Annotated in this window: 22 protein-coding genes; 21 read left to right on the top strand and 1 reads right to left on the bottom strand. The window is 60.9% G+C overall.

Annotated features, from left to right (window positions below; genetic code table 11):
* Nucleotides 1-4 precede the first annotated feature (4 nt).
* Entirely contained in the window at nucleotides 5-280 is a 276-nt protein-coding gene (locus tag GO615_RS18875; protein WP_009242076.1) for a YunC family protein, read from the top strand.
* Between the two features lie 41 nt (nucleotides 281-321).
* Entirely contained in the window at nucleotides 322-1257 is a 936-nt protein-coding gene (locus GO615_RS18870) for a sensor histidine kinase (protein ID WP_232295875.1), read from the top strand.
* On the opposite strand, the gene GO615_RS18865 is transcribed toward GO615_RS18870, so the two are convergent.
* Entirely contained in the window at nucleotides 1226-2074 is an 849-nt protein-coding gene (locus tag GO615_RS18865; RefSeq protein ID WP_231403503.1) for a response regulator transcription factor, read from the bottom strand. The genes GO615_RS18870 and GO615_RS18865 overlap by 32 nt on opposite strands.
* 294 nt (nucleotides 2075-2368) lie before the next feature.
* On the opposite strand from GO615_RS18865, the gene GO615_RS18860 reads away from it, so the two are divergent.
* The 19 genes from GO615_RS18860 to GO615_RS18770 all read left to right on the top strand — a co-directional run bounded on the left by GO615_RS18860 (nucleotide 2369) and on the right by GO615_RS18770 (nucleotide 16998).
* Nucleotides 2369-2869: a lytic transglycosylase domain-containing protein gene (locus GO615_RS18860; protein WP_013723312.1), complete on the top strand. Its 501-nt coding sequence runs from the start codon at nucleotides 2369-2371 to the stop codon at nucleotides 2867-2869.
* Between the two features lies 1 nt (nucleotide 2870).
* Nucleotides 2871-3254 (top strand): hypothetical protein, encoded by a 384-nt coding sequence (locus tag GO615_RS18855; protein ID WP_009242080.1) that lies wholly within the window; start codon nucleotides 2871-2873, stop codon nucleotides 3252-3254.
* A gap of 94 nt (nucleotides 3255-3348) precedes the next feature.
* Nucleotides 3349-3681, top strand: a complete 333-nt coding sequence (locus GO615_RS18850) for a TrbC/VirB2 family protein (protein WP_009242081.1) — start codon at nucleotides 3349-3351, stop codon at nucleotides 3679-3681.
* Nucleotides 3682-3696: 15 nt separating this feature from the next.
* Nucleotides 3697-3990 (top strand): type IV conjugative transfer system protein TraL, encoded by a 294-nt coding sequence (gene traL / locus GO615_RS18845; RefSeq protein WP_009242082.1) that lies wholly within the window; start codon nucleotides 3697-3699, stop codon nucleotides 3988-3990.
* Nucleotides 3991-4004: 14 nt separating this feature from the next.
* A complete protein-coding gene (locus tag GO615_RS18840; RefSeq protein WP_009242083.1) occupies nucleotides 4005-4598 on the top strand; it encodes a type IV conjugative transfer system protein TraE in 594 nt (197 codons plus the stop codon).
* A complete protein-coding gene (locus GO615_RS18835; protein WP_009277744.1) occupies nucleotides 4534-5271 on the top strand; it encodes a type-F conjugative transfer system secretin TraK in 738 nt (245 codons plus the stop codon). The genes GO615_RS18840 and GO615_RS18835 overlap by 65 nt, the downstream gene beginning before the upstream one ends.
* The gene (locus tag GO615_RS18830) at nucleotides 5264-6613 is read left to right on the top strand and encodes a TraB/TrbI/VirB10 family type IV secretion system protein (RefSeq protein ID WP_009242085.1); all 1350 of its coding nucleotides are present in this window, start codon (nucleotides 5264-5266) and stop codon (nucleotides 6611-6613) included. The genes GO615_RS18835 and GO615_RS18830 overlap by 8 nt, the downstream gene beginning before the upstream one ends.
* Nucleotides 6606-7355, top strand: a complete 750-nt coding sequence (locus tag GO615_RS18825; protein ID WP_009242086.1) for a DsbC family protein — start codon at nucleotides 6606-6608, stop codon at nucleotides 7353-7355. The genes GO615_RS18830 and GO615_RS18825 overlap by 8 nt, the downstream gene beginning before the upstream one ends.
* Complete coding sequence (locus GO615_RS18820) at nucleotides 7352-7501, top strand: hypothetical protein (protein ID WP_009242087.1); 150 nt, start codon at nucleotides 7352-7354, stop codon at nucleotides 7499-7501. The genes GO615_RS18825 and GO615_RS18820 overlap by 4 nt, the downstream gene beginning before the upstream one ends.
* A complete protein-coding gene (traV, locus tag GO615_RS18815) occupies nucleotides 7498-8148 on the top strand; it encodes a type IV conjugative transfer system lipoprotein TraV (RefSeq protein ID WP_009242088.1) in 651 nt (216 codons plus the stop codon). The genes GO615_RS18820 and traV overlap by 4 nt, the downstream gene beginning before the upstream one ends.
* 37 nt (nucleotides 8149-8185) lie before the next feature.
* Nucleotides 8186-10810 (top strand): type IV secretion system protein TraC, encoded by a 2625-nt coding sequence (gene traC / locus GO615_RS18810; RefSeq protein ID WP_013723313.1) that lies wholly within the window; start codon nucleotides 8186-8188, stop codon nucleotides 10808-10810.
* The gene (locus tag GO615_RS18805; protein ID WP_011798629.1) at nucleotides 10800-11228 is read left to right on the top strand and encodes a hypothetical protein; all 429 of its coding nucleotides are present in this window, start codon (nucleotides 10800-10802) and stop codon (nucleotides 11226-11228) included. The genes traC and GO615_RS18805 overlap by 11 nt, the downstream gene beginning before the upstream one ends.
* The gene (locus GO615_RS18800; protein ID WP_009242091.1) at nucleotides 11228-11704 is read left to right on the top strand and encodes a S26 family signal peptidase; all 477 of its coding nucleotides are present in this window, start codon (nucleotides 11228-11230) and stop codon (nucleotides 11702-11704) included. The genes GO615_RS18805 and GO615_RS18800 overlap by 1 nt, the downstream gene beginning before the upstream one ends.
* Nucleotides 11691-12329, top strand: coding sequence for a type-F conjugative transfer system protein TraW (gene traW / locus GO615_RS18795; RefSeq protein WP_009242092.1), 639 nt, complete (start codon nucleotides 11691-11693; stop codon nucleotides 12327-12329). Before GO615_RS18800 ends, traW begins: the two co-directional genes overlap by 14 nt.
* Entirely contained in the window at nucleotides 12326-13327 is a 1002-nt protein-coding gene (gene traU / locus GO615_RS18790; protein ID WP_009242093.1) for a conjugal transfer pilus assembly protein TraU, read from the top strand. Before traW ends, traU begins: the two co-directional genes overlap by 4 nt.
* Nucleotides 13327-14103: a type-F conjugative transfer system pilin assembly protein TrbC gene (trbC, locus tag GO615_RS18785; protein ID WP_009242094.1), complete on the top strand. Its 777-nt coding sequence runs from the start codon at nucleotides 13327-13329 to the stop codon at nucleotides 14101-14103. Before traU ends, trbC begins: the two co-directional genes overlap by 1 nt.
* Nucleotides 14100-15398, top strand: coding sequence for a hypothetical protein (locus GO615_RS18780; RefSeq protein ID WP_013723314.1), 1299 nt, complete (start codon nucleotides 14100-14102; stop codon nucleotides 15396-15398). Before trbC ends, GO615_RS18780 begins: the two co-directional genes overlap by 4 nt.
* Nucleotides 15395-16639 carry a conjugal transfer protein TraN gene (locus GO615_RS18775; RefSeq protein ID WP_009242096.1) on the top strand — a complete coding sequence of 415 codons (1245 nt, stop codon included), beginning with the start codon at nucleotides 15395-15397 and terminating at the stop codon, nucleotides 16637-16639. The genes GO615_RS18780 and GO615_RS18775 overlap by 4 nt, the downstream gene beginning before the upstream one ends.
* Nucleotides 16636-16998 carry a hypothetical protein gene (locus tag GO615_RS18770; RefSeq protein ID WP_009242097.1) on the top strand — a complete coding sequence of 121 codons (363 nt, stop codon included), beginning with the start codon at nucleotides 16636-16638 and terminating at the stop codon, nucleotides 16996-16998. The genes GO615_RS18775 and GO615_RS18770 overlap by 4 nt, the downstream gene beginning before the upstream one ends.
* Nucleotide 16999 lies beyond the last annotated feature (1 nt).

Here is a 16999-nt window from a genome sequence, read left to right as displayed (position 1 = left end):
GACTATGGACGCTGGAGCCATTCAAGAGCACCTGGAGCTGCTGCAATTCGATCTGGCGCGGCCGCTACTGGTAATGAAGGCCCCCAAGGGGATTCTCGGTTGCGGTTATATCAATGTGGAAACCTGCAACAAGACCGGCGAGGTTTGCGCCATCGTCACCGGGGTGAATACCTTTGACGACATGCGCAAGGCCAAGGTGGTAGCCACCTCGAACAAAGCGGTTGAGCTGGGCATCCAAGTGGGTGAGTCTGGCCAAGACGCACTGAACAAGATGCGGTGATTTAGACCGTGCCGCCTGGAGATTGGAGCAAGGCCATTCAAGTGGAAGTCATCTTCTATACGAGCTGCGCTTTTCTGCTGACCGTCTTTTTGGTCAGTATGGTGCTGGCTCTGCGCGGCAACCAGGCGGCCAAGTATTTCCTGTGGGTATGGGCGGCGCTGATGATCCTGGCGCTGCCGCTCATGAACCGGGCCAACATGATTTCGCACATCGCCGCTGGCCTGATGCTTGTGTTTTTTCTCTACGTGCTCTACATCACCGTCCGCTATGGGATGGAGCGCGTGGACGTTTCTCACGAAGAAACCCGCCGTGTCCTGGCTGAATCGAACCGGCGCATTGACGAGGAACGGCGCACCCTTGCACGCCGTCTGCACGACGAGGTGAATCCCCAGCTCCTGCTCACGCGCAACGTACTGAAGCAGCTTGAGCCACTGGTGGCTGGGAATGGGCGGGCCGCCGAGCTGCTGGGTAATGCCTCGGGAATGCTGAATGATGCCTATGCCGAAATGCGCGACATCATCAAGAACACGCGAATCGAGGTGATCGACTCCATCGGCTTCACTGCGGCCTTGGAGTCGCTGGTGGCCCACTACACGAACATTTCCGAAAAGCCGGCCATCACGCTGGAGCACGATCTACCAAAGCGGCCTGCGATGCCAGAGGCATCGGCTATCAGCGCCTACAAGATCATCCGGGAAGCGATTTTCAATGCCATCAAGCACTCCAAAGCTGCCCAGGTGCGCGTCAGCATCCACCACAACAAGGCGCTAGACACCTACAAGGTGGAAATCACCGATGACGGGGTGGGGATGAAAGCCACGGCTCGCAATGGAGAGCACGCCGGCATTGGACTGATCGACATGCGCGAGCGGGTGCGGGTGCTTGGTGGTGCGCTGAAAATACAGGCGGCCGATCCTGCCAACCAGAAGCGGCCGGGAACGAAACTCAGCTTTTCGTTTTCAGGGCAGTTGTCGTAATGCCGTGACGGATCGCCAGCTTGGTGATGTCAGCTTGGCTTTCAACGCCTAGCTTGGCTTTTACGCCCTTCATCAAGTGGCCAATGGTCTTGGTGGACAAGTCCATCGCGGTGGCAATTTCGGTCATGGATGCGCCATCGGCTGCAAGGCTGAAGGCCCGCATTTCGTTCTCATCCAGGAGCCGGTTCGGGTTCCGATCCTTGACGGCCGACCATGCGAGTAGGCGGGCAATCTCGGGGGAAAAGTATTCCTTGCCCTGGGCTACCGTGTTGATCGCCTCGTTGAGCACTTCCGTACTTTCATCCTTGCGCACAAAGGCCAGCACGCCGAGCTTGTAGGAACGCTCGATGATGTATTGGTCGTCAAACTGGCTAAAGACAATGATTTTGGCCGAGGGGTCGCGGGCCAGTAGTTCCTCGCACACGTCCAGCCCGTTCTCACCACAGCCTTTGCTGTCAAAGCGCACGTCGATCACCAGGACATCCGGCTTGACCTCTAAGAAGCGGTCGATCAGCCCATCCAGGCTGTAGGCCACCTCTACTACGTCGATCCCGTAGTCCTTCAATACATCGCGGAAACCGGCTACCAGCAGCCGGTGATCGTCCGCAAGAAATACTTTTATTCCCAAAACGTCACCTATTGGTTTGGGATCGTATTGATCCCGAAGTTCGTTGGCCATGCAGGCAGGCGCTGCCGTGCTTGGCGGATAGCGGCCATGCAGATCGGCGGTGGGTGCAACACCCTCGCCGGCGAGGCAATAACCGAATTTTGACAGAAAAGCCGCATTCGATATACCGCGCCCGGCTGATCTAGCCATGATCCGCACCGTTCGGGGGACGGCATTATACGTGCGAACTAACCTATTGCTTCCGCTGACAGGAAGTTATTTTTCTACTGCATGGTATCATTTGGCCCCTTGTCGTGGGCATTTCATGCCTTTGGCAAGCTGGATTCGGCGGGTAAAGCGGGGCTGTCGGATGGGTGCCTCAACGCCACCTCCCACGATGACAAACCTAGGCTAGATGCCTTGTCGCTCTAGGTTTTTTCTGTTATCGTGCTTTCATCGTGAAAGCAAGTTGACTGCTACAATATCGCAATGGGAAACGCCTCTATGTACTTCTCTGCACGCGCACTGATCGCGGCGGCATCGCTGATGATGCCGCTCGCTGCTTCTGCAACGTGCTGGGATGAGGCTGGGCGCGGCTACGGGATCGACCCCTTGCTGTTGAAGGCGATTGCCTGGAAGGAATCGCGCGGCTGGACGGGTGCAGTCGGCCCGAAGCTGAAAGACGGCAACCGCGCGCTGGGCCTCATGCAGATCAACACGATCCACCTGCCGAACCTCGCGCGCTTCGGCATCCGCCGTGAACACCTGTTCGACGCTTGCACCTCGCAGAAGGTGGGGGCCTGGGTTCTGGCCGACTGCATCCAGCGTTTCGGCGCTACCTGGAAGTCCGTGGGCTGCTACTACGCCGGCCCGGCATCGACCAATGTGAGCGCCCAGGTTGAGTACGTCCGCGACGTGCAGCGGTTCTACGAGGGCTACCGCAGACAGCAAGCCCACCAAATTTCAACTTCACCGGCCCAAGTGGCCAGTTTCCAAGGGGATTGATATGGCGTTGCCAGCCAAACCGTTTCGCATTTCTATCGTCTTTGCGCTGGCTGCTGCTGGCGTCACTGCTGCCAATGCGCAGTCACTGAACCAGCCCAACCCCCTGGATCGTCTCTCCGACGTGGTGCAGTTCGGCGTGCCCCGCGACACCAAGTTTGTGTTCTGCGACGGGGAAGACTGCCCGGAACGCTCCATCAAGCATCTGTACGTGCCGCCTCCACCGCCGCCTGCTGTCCAAGAGCCGGTCATGCCTGCGCCTCAATCCATCCAGCCGCCCGAAGAACTTTCGCACGCGAAAGTCCCGGCCAAGAAAAAGCCACTGAAGAAGAAGCGGAAGAAGCCCGCGATTCAGTACGAATGCAAGCCTGTCAGCAAACCGAAGTGATGGGCTTTCCGTCTTTGCGCATCCCCCTGGCGCAAGGCCCCACACGGGGAAATGCAGGGGTTCCAACCAACTTTCTACGTAGGAGTTATTGAAGATGAACGCAGCAATTCAAGCAGTCGATGTTCGCAAGGAAGCGGGCCAGTGGTTCAAGGCCCTGATGCTCGCCGGCCTGATCCTGGGTCTGATGATGCTGGCTTCCGGCGCATACGCCAGTGACGGCACGGAGTTCGACGCCGCCGTAACCAAGTGGGACGGCTGGGTGAAGGGCAACCTGGGCAAGCTGGCCGCCCTGATCGCCATCGGCGTGGGTTCCGTCGTCGCCGCCGTCAAGAAGGACTGGAGCTGGTTCTTCGGCGCGGTGGTGCTGTCGATGGGTATCGGCGTGATCGTCGGCATCGTCAACGCCAGTTTCACGGCCGTCATCTAAGCGCAGGAGGTGGCCATGTCCGAAAAAACGGATCTCTCTCACTACATCCCGCGCCGATTGGACGACGGAGCCAAATTCCTCTTTTGGGAAATGGACGTTGCCATGATCGGCCTCATGGGCGTGTTGGTTGGCATTGGCTCAGGCTTCCCGGTGATTGGGCTGTTCCTCGGTATTGGAGCGGCCTTTTTCTACGGGAAGCTGAAGGCTGGGAAGCATCCGGGCATGGCCACCCACCTCCTGTACTGGTTCACCGGGTTTCCCGAGCCGAAAGAGCTGCCGGGTAGCCACATTCGAGAACTCAATGGATAGGGGCTACACGCGCTATGGCACCAGATAAAGCAATCAATGAGCGGGACAAGTTGCAATCGCAAGTCCGCTTCCACCGCGCGATGAACGCGGGCCTGCTGGGCACTCTGTTTTTCGGGGTGCTGCTGCTGGGCTTCGTCGTCGTGCGCGACACAACCAAGATCGTGCCGCCTGAAGTTAAGCGGCCCTACGAGATTGGATCGAACTACGCCAATAAGGACTACCTGCTGGATATGGCCGGTTATGTCCTGGGCACGGTGTTGACCGTCACGCCGGAGACGGTTGATTACAACAACAAGGTGATTCTCAAGATGGCCGACCCGGACGGCTACGCCGGGTTGAAGACCGCGCTTGATGCGGCCGCAATGCGGCTCAAACAGGAGCGAGTCACCACTATTTGGGTTCCTCGCAAAGAGGAAGTCAGCGAGCAGGACAAGCGCGTGAAGGTCAGCGGAAAACTCAAGACCTTTATTGCCGACAAGCTCACTTCCGAACGCGAGAAGGACTATCTCGTTGAATTCACCATCACTACCTCGGGGCGTCTCTATGTTTCCAAGATCGAAGAAATCGTTAAGCGCGATCCTTCTGCTAACAAGCCTGCTGGCAACTGAAGCAGGCGCAACGCAAGTCGTTGAGAACGCTGACCGGGGCCACGTTCAAGTCAATATCTCGGTCAACGAAACCAACCGTCTCGCAATCGACGGGCGCCGCATTGCCAATGTGGTGCCCAGCGTGAAGGGCGTGCTGGCAGGCCAGAAGGACGAGGCCCTGGGGGCTTACTACTTCACGCTGGCCAGCGAGTCGCCCAACCAGGGCACGGTCACGGTTTTCGTGTCCGACGAGAAGGGCGTTACCTACAAGCTGATCCTCGTTCCGCGTCCGGTGGCCGGCGAGGAAATCATCATCCGGCCGCCGAGCGAGAAGGCTACGCCTTCGAGCCGCGCAGCCGCTGATGGCCGCACCGTCTCCTACCAGCGCCGCATCAAGGACTTGATGCTGGTGATGGCCGACGACGAGCTGAAGGACAGCGTTGAAACCATCCAGGTGAACAAGGAAGTGCCTTTGTGGAAAGAGGGGCGCTTGATCTTGGTGGCCAAGTACATGGATGGCGAAGTGGTGGGCGAGAAATACCGCCTGACCAACGTTTCCCCCTCCGAAATGCTGCTGGTCGAGCAGGAGCTTTACCGCCGTGGCGTGCGCGCCATTGCCGTAGAGCACCACACGCTGATGCAGGGCGACGGGACGGACATCTACATCGTTCGGGAGCGCAAAGACAATGAGTGAGCCGAACGCACAAACAAAGAAACGCCAGATGATGCTCATCGGCGGGGCAGTGACCGGCATTCTCGGTCTGGCCGGGGCTGGCATGTTCCTGTTCGACAGTGGCCCAGCACAGCACCGCGAAAAGCCCAAGACCGTCAGCATCACCGCACCGGGCACCGTAGATGACAAGGATGCGTGGCGTGCGCAGCAAGCGGCCAAGGAGAAGTCCAACGAAGCCTTGATCGGGGAAGTTAAGACCCAGCTCAAGGCCCAGGAGGAACAGAACAAGAAGCTCGCGCAGGCGCTGGAGGAACTGAAGGCCAACAAGGCCGCAGCCGGTTCGGCTGGCAGCGCAACGGCTGCGAAGCCAGATGCTTCGGTTCTGGACAAGCCTTTGCCCATTGGCAACGGCACCGGGCCGGGCCAGCGTGTTCTCCAGTCACCGAACGGCAAGGGCGGGGCCACCACCCTAAACCAGCCGCTCAATCAGGTGGATGTGCCGGCGCGGCGGGAAGTGGAAATCATCACCTTCAACAATGCCGAGGGCAAGGGCGCAGCGGGCGCAGCCGTTGGCGGCGCTGGTGGCATCACCGAGGTGCTGGGCTTCCCAACCGACGAGAAGGCCAAGAAGTACGGCACCACCTCGGGCGGGGCAGACGGCAAGAAGCAGACCATCGAGTTTCTGCCGGCTGGCTCCTTTGTGCGCGTGGCCATGCTCAACGGCGTGGATGCGCCGACAGGCGGGCAAGCCCAATCGAACCCGCTGCCGGTGGCTTTCCATGTGCTCGATGTCGCCAATCTGGCCAACAAGCACAAGCTGGACATCAAGGATTGCCGCATCGTGGCCGCCACCTGGGGCGATCTGTCCTCAGAGCGGATGATGGGCCGCACCGAAACCCTGGCCTGCGTTATCAACGGCGAGGCCGTTGAAATGGCGATCAAGGGCCAAGTGATTGGGGAAGACGGCAAGGCTGGGGTTCGGGGCCGTCTCGTCACCAAGCAGGGCCAGTTGCTCGCCAATGCCCTGTTTGCCGGCGCGCTCAGTGGTATCGGCAAAGCCTTCCAGTCCTCCGCAACCATCACCAGCACAGGCGGCGGCGGCATCACGCAAACCATCGACCCGGACAAGATCGGGCAAGCCGCTATCGGTGGTGGGGTAGGCAGCGCGGGCCAGCAGCTCGCTCAGTACTACCTCAAGGCTGCGGACAAGCTGTACCCCGTCATCGAAACCGATGGCGGCCGTACCGTCGAAATCCTCATCACCAAGGGCGCTGTTTATTCCGGCAAGGCGCTCGCCAAGGACGATTACCGGGGCCTCCTGAAGCGCACCGGCACCAACTCCAGGAGATACGAAGATGATTAAACGAGTGTTGACCCTCGCGCTGGCTGCTGCGCTGGCTGTTCCCGCATTTGCCCAAGATGAAGCGCCCGCGTCCGTGGTCGAGAAGTTCAAGACCATGTACCCGAAGACGACCTTCAAGGAAATTCGCAAGTCGCAAGTTTCCGGGCTGTATGAGGTAGTGATGGGCGAGAACATCGCCTACACCGACGAGTCGGGCCGCTACTTCATTTTCGGGCACCTGTTCGACATGCAGCAGCAAGTCGATCTGACTGCCCAGCGCAAGCTCGATAGCAAGAAAACCGAGTTCCCGGCACAGCAACTTGGCCAAGCGATCAAGACGGTCAAGGGCGACGGCAGCCGAATCCTGGCCGTGTTCAGCGACCCGGATTGCCCCTACTGCAAGCAGTTGGAGGGCGAGCTGGCCCGCCTGGACAACGTGACCATTTACACGTTCCTGTACCCGCTCGAATCGCTGCACCCGGAAGCCAAGACCAAGGCCGTCAGCGTGTGGTGCGCGCCGAACAAGGCGAAAGCCTGGAGCGAGCTGATGCTGGCCGGCAAGAAGCCCAAGCTGGTGGCCTGCAACAACCCCGTCAACGACAACTTGGTGCTGGGTTCCAAGCTGGGCGTGGTGGGCACTCCTACCCTGATTGCCGCCGATGGCCGCGTCCTGCCTGGTTCCGCACCGGCCGAGAAGATCGACCAGTGGCTGAACGCCGGTAAGCCTGGCGCGCCGGCCGCTGCGCAGGAGGCAACCCAATGAAGCGCACCGCCTTGATGTTTGGTGCCGGCGCGCTCGCCTTGGCCCTGACGGGCTGCGGTTCGCTCGCTGGCCGCGACTGCGGCGCTTGCTGCAAGGGTGTCGGTTTCAGCGGCAGTGCCGCGCACGCATGGGAGGGAAGCAAATGAAGGCACTGGCCTTGACCTTTGGCATCGGGGCCGTGGTGGCCCTATCCGGTTGCAGCAGCATGTCTGGCTTTGATGCGAAATCCGAATTCGCGTGCAAGGCCCCGGACGGCATCTTGTGCGAGTCGATGAGCGGCATCTACGCCAATGCCCAGGCGAAGAACCTGCCGGGCCAGCGCGTGAATGCGCGCGGCGAGGCTCCGGTGGAACTTTCGCAGGCGAAAGCCGGCAGCAACGTGATGACCAAGCCCATCTACTCGGGCACGCCGATCCGCAGCGCACCGCGCCTGCTTCGCGTCTGGTTCGCCCCGTGGGAAGACACCGATGGCGATCTGCACGACCAGTCCTACGTGTACCTGCCGGTCGATTCCGGCCGCTGGCTGATCGAGCACAACCGCCGCCGCATCCAGGACAACTACCGGCCGGTACGCGCCCCGTCGAATGTGACGGCCCAGGCTGCGCAGCCGCAAACGGCCGGCGCTGGCCAGCAACGGCAAAGCCCTGGCGTGCTGGGGCAGCAGCCAACGCCTCCCGCTGACAACGGGATGGAGTCTATCGGCGTCCGTCAAGACCGCATGAGCAACGAGCAAGCCACCGAGCTGCTGAACGGAATCATGCGCCCCGGCAACGTCATCCCGGACAGCGAATAAGCATCGCTGGCCGGGCGGCCAACATGGAGAACATTCAATGCAAGACAGCATGATGGACAAGCTAAAGGGTGCTGCCGCCCGGTTTTGGGACGAAACCGTGCTGGGCAACACCTCGGATGTCGGGAGCCAGCCGGCCCCCGTGGCGGCCGCCAACGAGGTGACGAGCCTCTATGGGCTGCACAGCATCCTCAAGTACGACCAATACGACCCCGACACGGGCCTTTTCTACAACGACAACTCGGTGGCCTTCTGCTTTGAAGTCATCGCGCAAACCGGCGCGGACGACGACATGGCGAGCCGCCTCAATACGCTCTTTACCCCGGTGCCGCCGCACTACGGAATTCAGTGGTGCCTGTTCGGTAGCCCGGTGCTGGATGACCAGTTCCAAGCGTACATGGATCAACGCCATATCGCGGTGGACAACGGCAAGACCACGCCGTTCTTTCAGGAGCTGGCCAAGCGCCGCGTGGAGTACATCTACAAGGCAAAGGGCAAGCCGCTTTGGCCCAATGACAACTACGTGGTGAAGAACATCCGCCTGCTGTTCTCCATCACCAAAGCCGGTTCCTTCCGTGACGCCAAGCTGGTGGAGGAAATGTACGAGCTGCGCGAGACAGTGCGCGCTTCGCTGCGCACGGCAAGCCTGCCGTCCTTCCCCCTCGATGCTGACGGGCTGATTAGCTTCCTGTGGCCGATCCTCAACCCCGAAAGCATGTTCAGCAAGGAGCCGTTCCCCGATCTGCGCTACGACGACGGGAAATCCATCAAAAACCAAGTCACGGCCTTTGGCCAGCATGTGCGCGTGAAAGCCAACGAGCTGCTGTTTGGCCTGCCGCCCGAGAAGCAGGGCGACGAAGACAAGCGCATCGCCGTGCGTGGCTTCGGCGTGCTTCAGTACCCGCAGAAGAAAGAGCTGTGGGAGATGGCCAACATCATCGGTTCGTTTTTCGATGACGGCCTTCAATACCCGTGCCCATTCCTGGTGTGCGGTGGCGTCTTCACGCTTGACCCCAACGTGGTGGACGGCAAGGCTCAGATCAAGGCCGCACGCACCAAGCAAAACGCCAAGTCCAAGATGGCCGAGTTCCAGCCCGAGCTTCAGGCCCAGGCGAACGATTGGGACATCGTGCTGCACCAGCTCAACAACGGCGGCAGCATGTGCGAGCTGTACCACACGCTGCTGCTGTTCGCACCCAAGCGCGTCATCAACCGGGCAAGCCAAGTGGCCCTGAACGTGTGGCGCAGCGAACGCTTCACGATCTGCCCGCTGCAACTGCTGCAACTGACGGCCCTGTATTCCAGCCTGCCCATGACGCTCACCGAGACGGTGCGCGACGACTTGCAGAAGCTACGCCTCATCACGTCCAAGACCACGGTGAACGCGGTGGACATGGCCCCGGTGATTGGCGAATGGAAGGGCGCAGGCGACCCGGTGATGATGTTCTTTGGCCGTCGTGGCACCCCTACCTTCCTCGACTTCTACAGCAACCAGCAGGGCAACTACAACGTGTTCGTGGCGGGCGTGTCCGGTTCGGGCAAGTCCGTGACCATGAACGAAGTCGTTTCGGCCTATCGAGGTATTGGCGCGCGGGTGTGGGTGATCGACGTGGGCCGCAGCTATCAGAACCTGATCCGGCTCCAGAAAGGCACCTTCCTGGAGTTCACGCCGAGCACGAAGCTGTGCATCAATCCATTCACTTGGGTGGGCACTGACGACGAGCTGGATTTCAAGGCGGAAATGCGGATGCTCAAGCCGATGATCGGCCGCATGGCGTCCCCCAATGCGCCGCTGACGGAATTCCAGTACGCGCTGATCGGGGAGGCGATTACCGCCGTCTGGCAAGACTACGGGCAGGACACCAACCCGACCCGCATCCGCGACTACCTGTTGAGCAACATCAAGAACGAGTCGGGCAGCACCGAGCGCGTGGCCTACGAGCTGGCCAAGCAGCTCGCGCCGTTCACCAAGGATGGCGTCTATGGGGACTTCTTCAACGGCCGCGCCAACATCAGCTTGGACGCCGACATGGTGGGGCTGGAGCTGGAGGAACTGAAGAACGCTCCCGAGCTGCGCCGCGTGGTGCTGTTCGTGCTGACCTCGCGCATTGCCCACGACATGTATCTGACCCGCGACCGCAAGAAGCTGTGTCTGGTCGATGAGGCATGGCAGCTCCTGGGGGCTGACAAGGAAACCGCAGAGTTCATCGAGGAAGGCTACCGCCGCGCCCGGAAGTACAACGGCATTTTTTGTGTGGGCACGCAAGGTATCGAAGACGCCTATAAAAATGATGCGGCCCAGGCGGCCTACAACAACGCCGACTGGAAGATTCTGCTGCGCCAAGACCGCAAGAACCTGGAAAAGCTGATCGAGGACGGCATGGTGAATTTCTCGCCGGCCGTGAAGCGGATGCTGCTGTCGCTGCGCACCGAGCGCGGCCGCTTCAGCGAAATGCTCATTTCCTCGCCCAACGGCGATTCCGTGGTGCGCCACATCCCCGATCCCTTCTCCCTGCTGATGGCTTCGACCAACGCGCAGGACTTCAACGAATGCAACGCGCTGCTGGAGCAGGGCCATTCCACGATGGAAGCCCTGGAAATCATGCTGGCCCGCCGCACCCCTCAAGAACAACTGTCCCCGCGCCGGAGGAAAGATGACTACTGAACCGAACACCAACCCAACCCCCGAGACGCCAGCGCCGGCCGAGGCCGCCGCGCCGGCCGCCGACCGGATGCGTTATGTGATCCCGGCCGTGCTGTCCACCTTGCTCACGCTGGTGGCGCTCGCGCCAGTGGCCTACGTCATCAACCGCAACATGCCTGCGCGTGTGGCCACCGTTGATTTGCAGGTGCTGGTGGAGGAAGACCAGAAGCGCACCCTCGACGTGATCGGGAAGGGTGGCGACGTGACCGACGAGCAGCGCGCCGTGGCGCAGAAGCTGACCATCGACTTTGCCAAGAAGCTGTCCGCGACCGTGGATGCGCTGGGGCAAGAGTGCAACTGCGTGATCGTCAACAAGGCGGCGCTGCTGGGTGGCGTGACCATCGACTACACGGATCAAGTCCGGGCGAGGATGAAGTGATGAAGGCGAAGCGCATCTACTGGACAGTTTGCGCGGGTGTGTTCGCCGTGGGTGCGCTGGCCGCCGCCACTACCCCTTGGCTGGATTACACCTTCAACCTCACCAACAGCCTGCCCGGCACCCTCTACGTGATCCACAAGGGCGGGGAAGTGAAGAAGGGCGAGCTGATCGCCTACCGCTGGCATGGCGGTGCGACCTATCCCGCTGGCACCACCTTCATCAAGCGCGTGGCCGGTGTGGCTGGCGACACGGTTAAACGGGCCGGCAGCGCGTTTTGGGTGAATGACCAATACATCGGCACCGCCAAGCCCTTCTCGAAGGCTGGCGTGCCTCTCCAGCCCGCGCAAGAGGGCGTTATCGGGGCAGGGGAGTATTTCGTTTCGACGCCCAACCCGAACAGCCTGGACTCGCGGTATGCGCTGACCGGCAACGTGAAGCAGGCCGAAGTCATCGGGAGGGCTTATGAGATTTTCTAAGCTGATCGCAGCCCTGCTGATCGCCTCGATCCTGCCTGCCGCGAACGCGGCGAGCTTGGGCAGCATCGGGCCGACCTACCCGATTGGGGAGGAAAGCGCCCTCGACATGATTATGAAGAAGCTGCGCGAAAAGGAGCGTAGCGGCGAGCTGAAGCGGTTGCAGGAAGAAGCCATCCGCCGCTCGATGGGCAGCATCAAGAACATGAAGCCGGTGGACGGTATCACCACCGTGCGCGCCCGCGCGCAGCGTTTCATCGACCCCACCGTGACCTACACCAAGCCGGTGACGACCGACGACGGCCGCATCGTGGTGCCGGCTGGAACGAAGATCAACCCGCTGGACATGACCAGCCTGACGAAGACGCTGGTTTTCTTCGACGGCCGCGACCCCGAACAGCGCGAAGCAGTGGGGCGCTTGGTGGCCAAGGGCGGCCAGCTCAAGGTGAAGCCGATTCTCGTTGCTGGGTCTTGGCTCGACCTCACCAAAGCCTGGAAGACCCAAGTTTTCTACGACCAGAAGGGCACCCTTTCCAAACGGTTCGGCATCACGGCCGTGCCGGCTGTGATTCGTCAGCAGGGAAAGATGCTTGTGCTCGATGAGATTCCCGCGAAGGAGCTGCAATGAAACGCTGGCTTGTAATGGCTTTCATGGTGCTCGCGGCGACTTTCGCGCGCGAAAGTATGGCCGGCGTGTGCCAGGGCAAGTTTGCCAACCCCATCACCGATATTTGCTGGAGCTGCCTGTTCCCGCTGACGTTGGGCGGCACGCCGATCATGACGATGGGCCAGGAGGACACCGGCAACCCGGACGGCTTCCTCTGCACCTGCACCAACCCGCTGCGCATCGGCATCAAGACCGGCTTTTGGGAGCCGGCGCGGCGCGTGGATGTGACCCGCACCCCGTACTGCTTTGTCTCGCTGGGAGGCATCAAGCTCGATCCCGGTATCCGTGCCCCGGAAGGCGAGATCCGTTTGCAGCAGGACAACACCAAGCAGTCCAACTATCAGGTTCATTGGTACGCCGATCCGATCCTTTATTGGCTGGAGGTGATCCTGGATAACCCGTGCCTGGAGACGGGTTCCTTTGACGTGGCCTACATCACCGAAGTCGATCCGACTTGGAACGACGACGAGCTGACCATGCTGCTGAACCCGGAAACTTTCCTGTTCGGCAACCCCATTGCCCAAGCCGCGTGTGCCGGCGACTGCGTGTTGTCATCGGCTGGCTTTGGCAGTAACGCGCTTTTCTGGTGCGCCGGCTGCCAGGGTTCGATCTACCCCTTCAACGGCCATGTGCAGGCCCACGTCTCACACGTACAAGCCAGTTCGCTGCTGGTGCAGCGCATGACGGCCAAGCTGCACCGCGAATTCCTGATGTGGGGCACCTCTGGCGCTGACGGCTTGTGCGGCATCTATCCCGAGCCGGTGATGGACAAGACCCAATACAAGTACCAGATGCTCTACCCGATCCCGCAGACGGAAAAGATCAACGGGCGCTGCTGCCAACCCTATGGCCGCACGACCGCGATTTGGGGCGCTGGCAAGAGCTACCCGTATGCCGGCGAAGACTTCGCCTACATGATTTTCCGCAAGAAAAACTGCTGCCTGGGAGTGGGATTCTGATGAACAAGAAAACTGTCATCGGGCTGATGCTGCTGGCCGCTTTCGCCCGCGAAAGCGTGGCGCAGAGCACGCCGACCGCATCCCAGCTCGACCAAGAACGCCAACGCATCGAGCTTGAGCGCAAGCAGATGTTTGACCCGAACAACCCCGCCTCGAAGGCCAAGAAGGGCGCTATGCCCAACTCGGCCGACATCGACCGGGAAATGCGCCGCGTAGATCGTGAGCGCAAGCAGATGTTCGATCCAAACAACCCCGCGACCAAGAACGCCGCCAACGTGTTCCCCAACGTGCCGACGCCGGAGCGCGCCGGGATCGACATCGAGGCGCTGGCCAAGCAATACGAGCAAAAGGCCCAGGCCCGCAAGATGGATGACCTGATGATTTTCGCCAGCTTCACGATGCCGGCCGAATCACTCAAGCGGATCGTCAGCCAAGCCAACCGGGTGGGGGCTTCTGTGGTGCTGCGCGGTTTCAAGAACAACTCGCTGAAGGATACGGCGCTGGCCATCAAGGAGCTGGGAGAGCAGGGCGGCAACGTCCTGGTGAACCCCAACGCCTTCACCAAGTACAAGGTCAAGGCTGTTCCCACGATGGTGCTGGCCAAGGCCGCAACCATCGACCAAGTGGACAACGAGGGCTGCGCCCTCCCTGACAACTTTGTGGCAGTGGCCGGTGACGTTTCGCTGGACTACGCCCTGGACGAGATTGTGCGCCGCGCGCCGCAGTTTGAAGCCGTGGCGTCTCGCTACCTTCGCCAGATCAGGGGGAACCAATGAAGCGCGTCCTTTCCATCGCCGCGATGCTGGCCGCTGTGGGCGTAGCCAGCGCACAAACCATCACGACGCCGGCCGACGCCTTCAATGCCGGCAAGGACTTCGCCAACACGGGCAAAGGTGTGGCGGGGGGCAAGATCAATGGGGCAACTGGCTCCAACGTGCTGCCGTACTACAGCACCACGGCACCGGAGACGGCCAACTTCCAGGAGGGGCGCAACCTCATCGGCGGGGCGGGCACGAACAAGCAGATTCAGTGCGAGACGTACAAGGCCCCCAATGCCTTCCAGCAGCAGGAATGCGACGCGGTGAACTTCATGAGCAAGAACCCGACGCAGCGGCCGAAGTTCACCATCGACAAGCAGACCGACCCGATCCTGACCGGCTCCAAAGGCGTCATCAACAACCCCGGCAGCATCCCTGGCGCTTCGACGCAGCAATGCCGCGTGGAGCGCGTGAAAAACCCGGCGACCTACATCACCGAGACTTGCACGGAAACGCAGACGCTGGAAAACCTGTCCTGCAAGCGCGTGCTCAAGGTGGCGTGCGATCCAGAACGCGACGGCTGCGACCAGGGCGGCATTGTCCCGAATAGCTGGGCCGGCGACATGGCCACCAGCTTCACCCCGGACGGGGCCGGCAACTACATCCTCCAGTTCGGCACCATCGCGGACAACTATTGGGGCGGCTGGGGTGCGGTGTACGACCGCAACCTCACTTTCGACATCCGTGACGTGGGGCTGATTACCCGTTTCGCCCTGACCCGTGCCGCGTTTGACGACTGGCTGATGGTCAAGGTGAACGGCAACCTCGTCTATGTCGGCCCGCGTGGTGGCGACCGCCTCGAAATCTATTCGCCGCCTCCGGTCTTCGAGTCCTCCAGCACGCGCTCATGCACGCAGACTTGGGACGATTGGGGCAGTGGCTGGCAGTGCTCCGATACGGGCGGCGGCGGTTGGTGGGGCGGCGGCGGTGGCGGTAATGCCGTCTCCTACCAATCCTGCACGGCCGTGGGCGGCGGCTGGAATTGCACAACCAGCGACTACCGCACCGGCATGGTTCAGTACTGCGCCACCTGCTTCAGCGGCCCGGAGCTTTCGACGAGCTGGAACTTCGGCTTGAACATCGACGTGAAGCCCTACCTCAAGAACGGCTCCAACACGATCTTCATGCGGACGATTGTTGCGGGCGGCGGGGAAGGGGCGATCCAGCTCACGACGCGCCAACTGTGCCCGCGCAACTGCTATGACCAATGGGACAACAGCCAGTGCGCTCCCCTGGAACAGAGGGCTCAATGATGATGAAGAAGATTCTTGCCGCATTGGCCTTTGTCGCCAGCTTCAGCGCCTTCGCAGCGCCTGACTGCCAGAAGACGGGAACGGTTTGCACCGCGCCCAACCAGACCCGCAACGTGTCGGGCCTGTCCGTCTTTCGTGAATGCTGGGAATACCAGGACACCTATCAATGCCGCAGCCAGAACATGGTCAACGACTGCCAGCCGCTGCGAGACAAGGGGTGCTCTCAGATCGGATCGTCATGCGTGGAGCGCGACGATTCCGGCACCTGCGTGATGTACGAGCAGAAATACAACTGCCCGGACAAGCCTGAAACCTACACCGAGAAAACGGTGTGCGATCAAAGCGCCTTCTGCCAGAACGGCGGGGCTGGGTGCTTTGATACCAGCGCGCCACCCGACAAGGACTTTGGCCAAGCGGCCGTGATGATGGAGGCCGCCCGCGAGGCCGGCGTGTACGGCATCGACCCGAACAAGGTCGAAATCTTCAAGGGCTACATGGAGGAATGCAGCATCAAGGTCTTGGGTGGCACCACGCTCAAGAGCTGCTGCAAGTCAGCCGGTGGTGGCGCTGCCTTCAGCAATTACGCGCTCCTGGGCGCCGGCATGAAGGCGGCAGGCGAAGCGGGCCGCGAATCCATCGTGCTGGGTTCCAAGTACATGTACGACTCGCTGTATGGCCAGCTCGACAGCTCCCTTGTAGATAAGGGACTTGGCGCAATGAATAGCTGGGCCTCCGGCTTGGGTGATGGTGTCTTCAATCCGCAATTCGGGTTCTATGGCTTCACTTTTGAGTTCACCTTTGCCAACGGCTTCCAGTTCGTCGGTTTTGACCCGTACAGCTTCGCCCTGTCCGTGGCAATCATGCTGGTGCAGGAATGGTTGAGCTGCGATTCGGCCGAGCAGGTCATGGCCATGAAGCGCGGCCAAAACCTGTGCGTCCATATTGAGACGTATTGCAGCAAGAAGGTGCTCAAGGTCTGCGTGGAGAAGAAGGAACGCCACTGCTGCTTTAACTCCAAGCTGGCCAAGATCATCAACCGCCAAGGCCGCGCCCAACTCGGGATGCCGATGAATAGCTGCGGCGGCTTCAACCAGGCGCAGCTCCAGGCCCTCGATTTCTCCCGGATTGATCTGTCCGAGTTCATCGCGGACATCGTGCCCAAGGATGTGCCGGCATCGACCATGAGCAACCGGGTGCAGCAGACCGTCAACAAAAAAGTTCAGAGCTACTACGACCAATGAAAACTCTCTCTATCGCCCTCATTCTGCTGGCCTGCTCGACTTTCGCGCGCGAAAGCCTCGCTGGGCCAACCGTCTATACCCGGCAACACGACGTGCTGGCCGCTGCGATCCGCAACGGCAGCTCCAGCGGCGTCATGGAAGGGGAGGTGGCCGAGCACTTCACGCGCCAATTCCGCTCGACCGGGCCGCTGCTGGTGACTGCGAAGGTCATCAAGTCTTTCAGCCGCGCCGACTGCAAGCGCCTTGAAATGGTGTTCACCAAGAAGGACGTGGATACCCCACAAGGCCGCACCGACGCGATCCTGAAGACCCAGCTCAACTACTGCCTCGACGGCACCCCGCCAATTTCCGTGGAGTAAG

This window comes from Aromatoleum evansii, from assembly GCF_012910805.1.
GTDB classification, from domain to species: Bacteria; Pseudomonadota; Gammaproteobacteria; order Burkholderiales; family Rhodocyclaceae; genus Aromatoleum; species Aromatoleum evansii.
The sequence above is the reverse complement of the archived record's forward strand: the minus strand, read 5'-3'. Positions and strand labels throughout refer to the sequence as shown.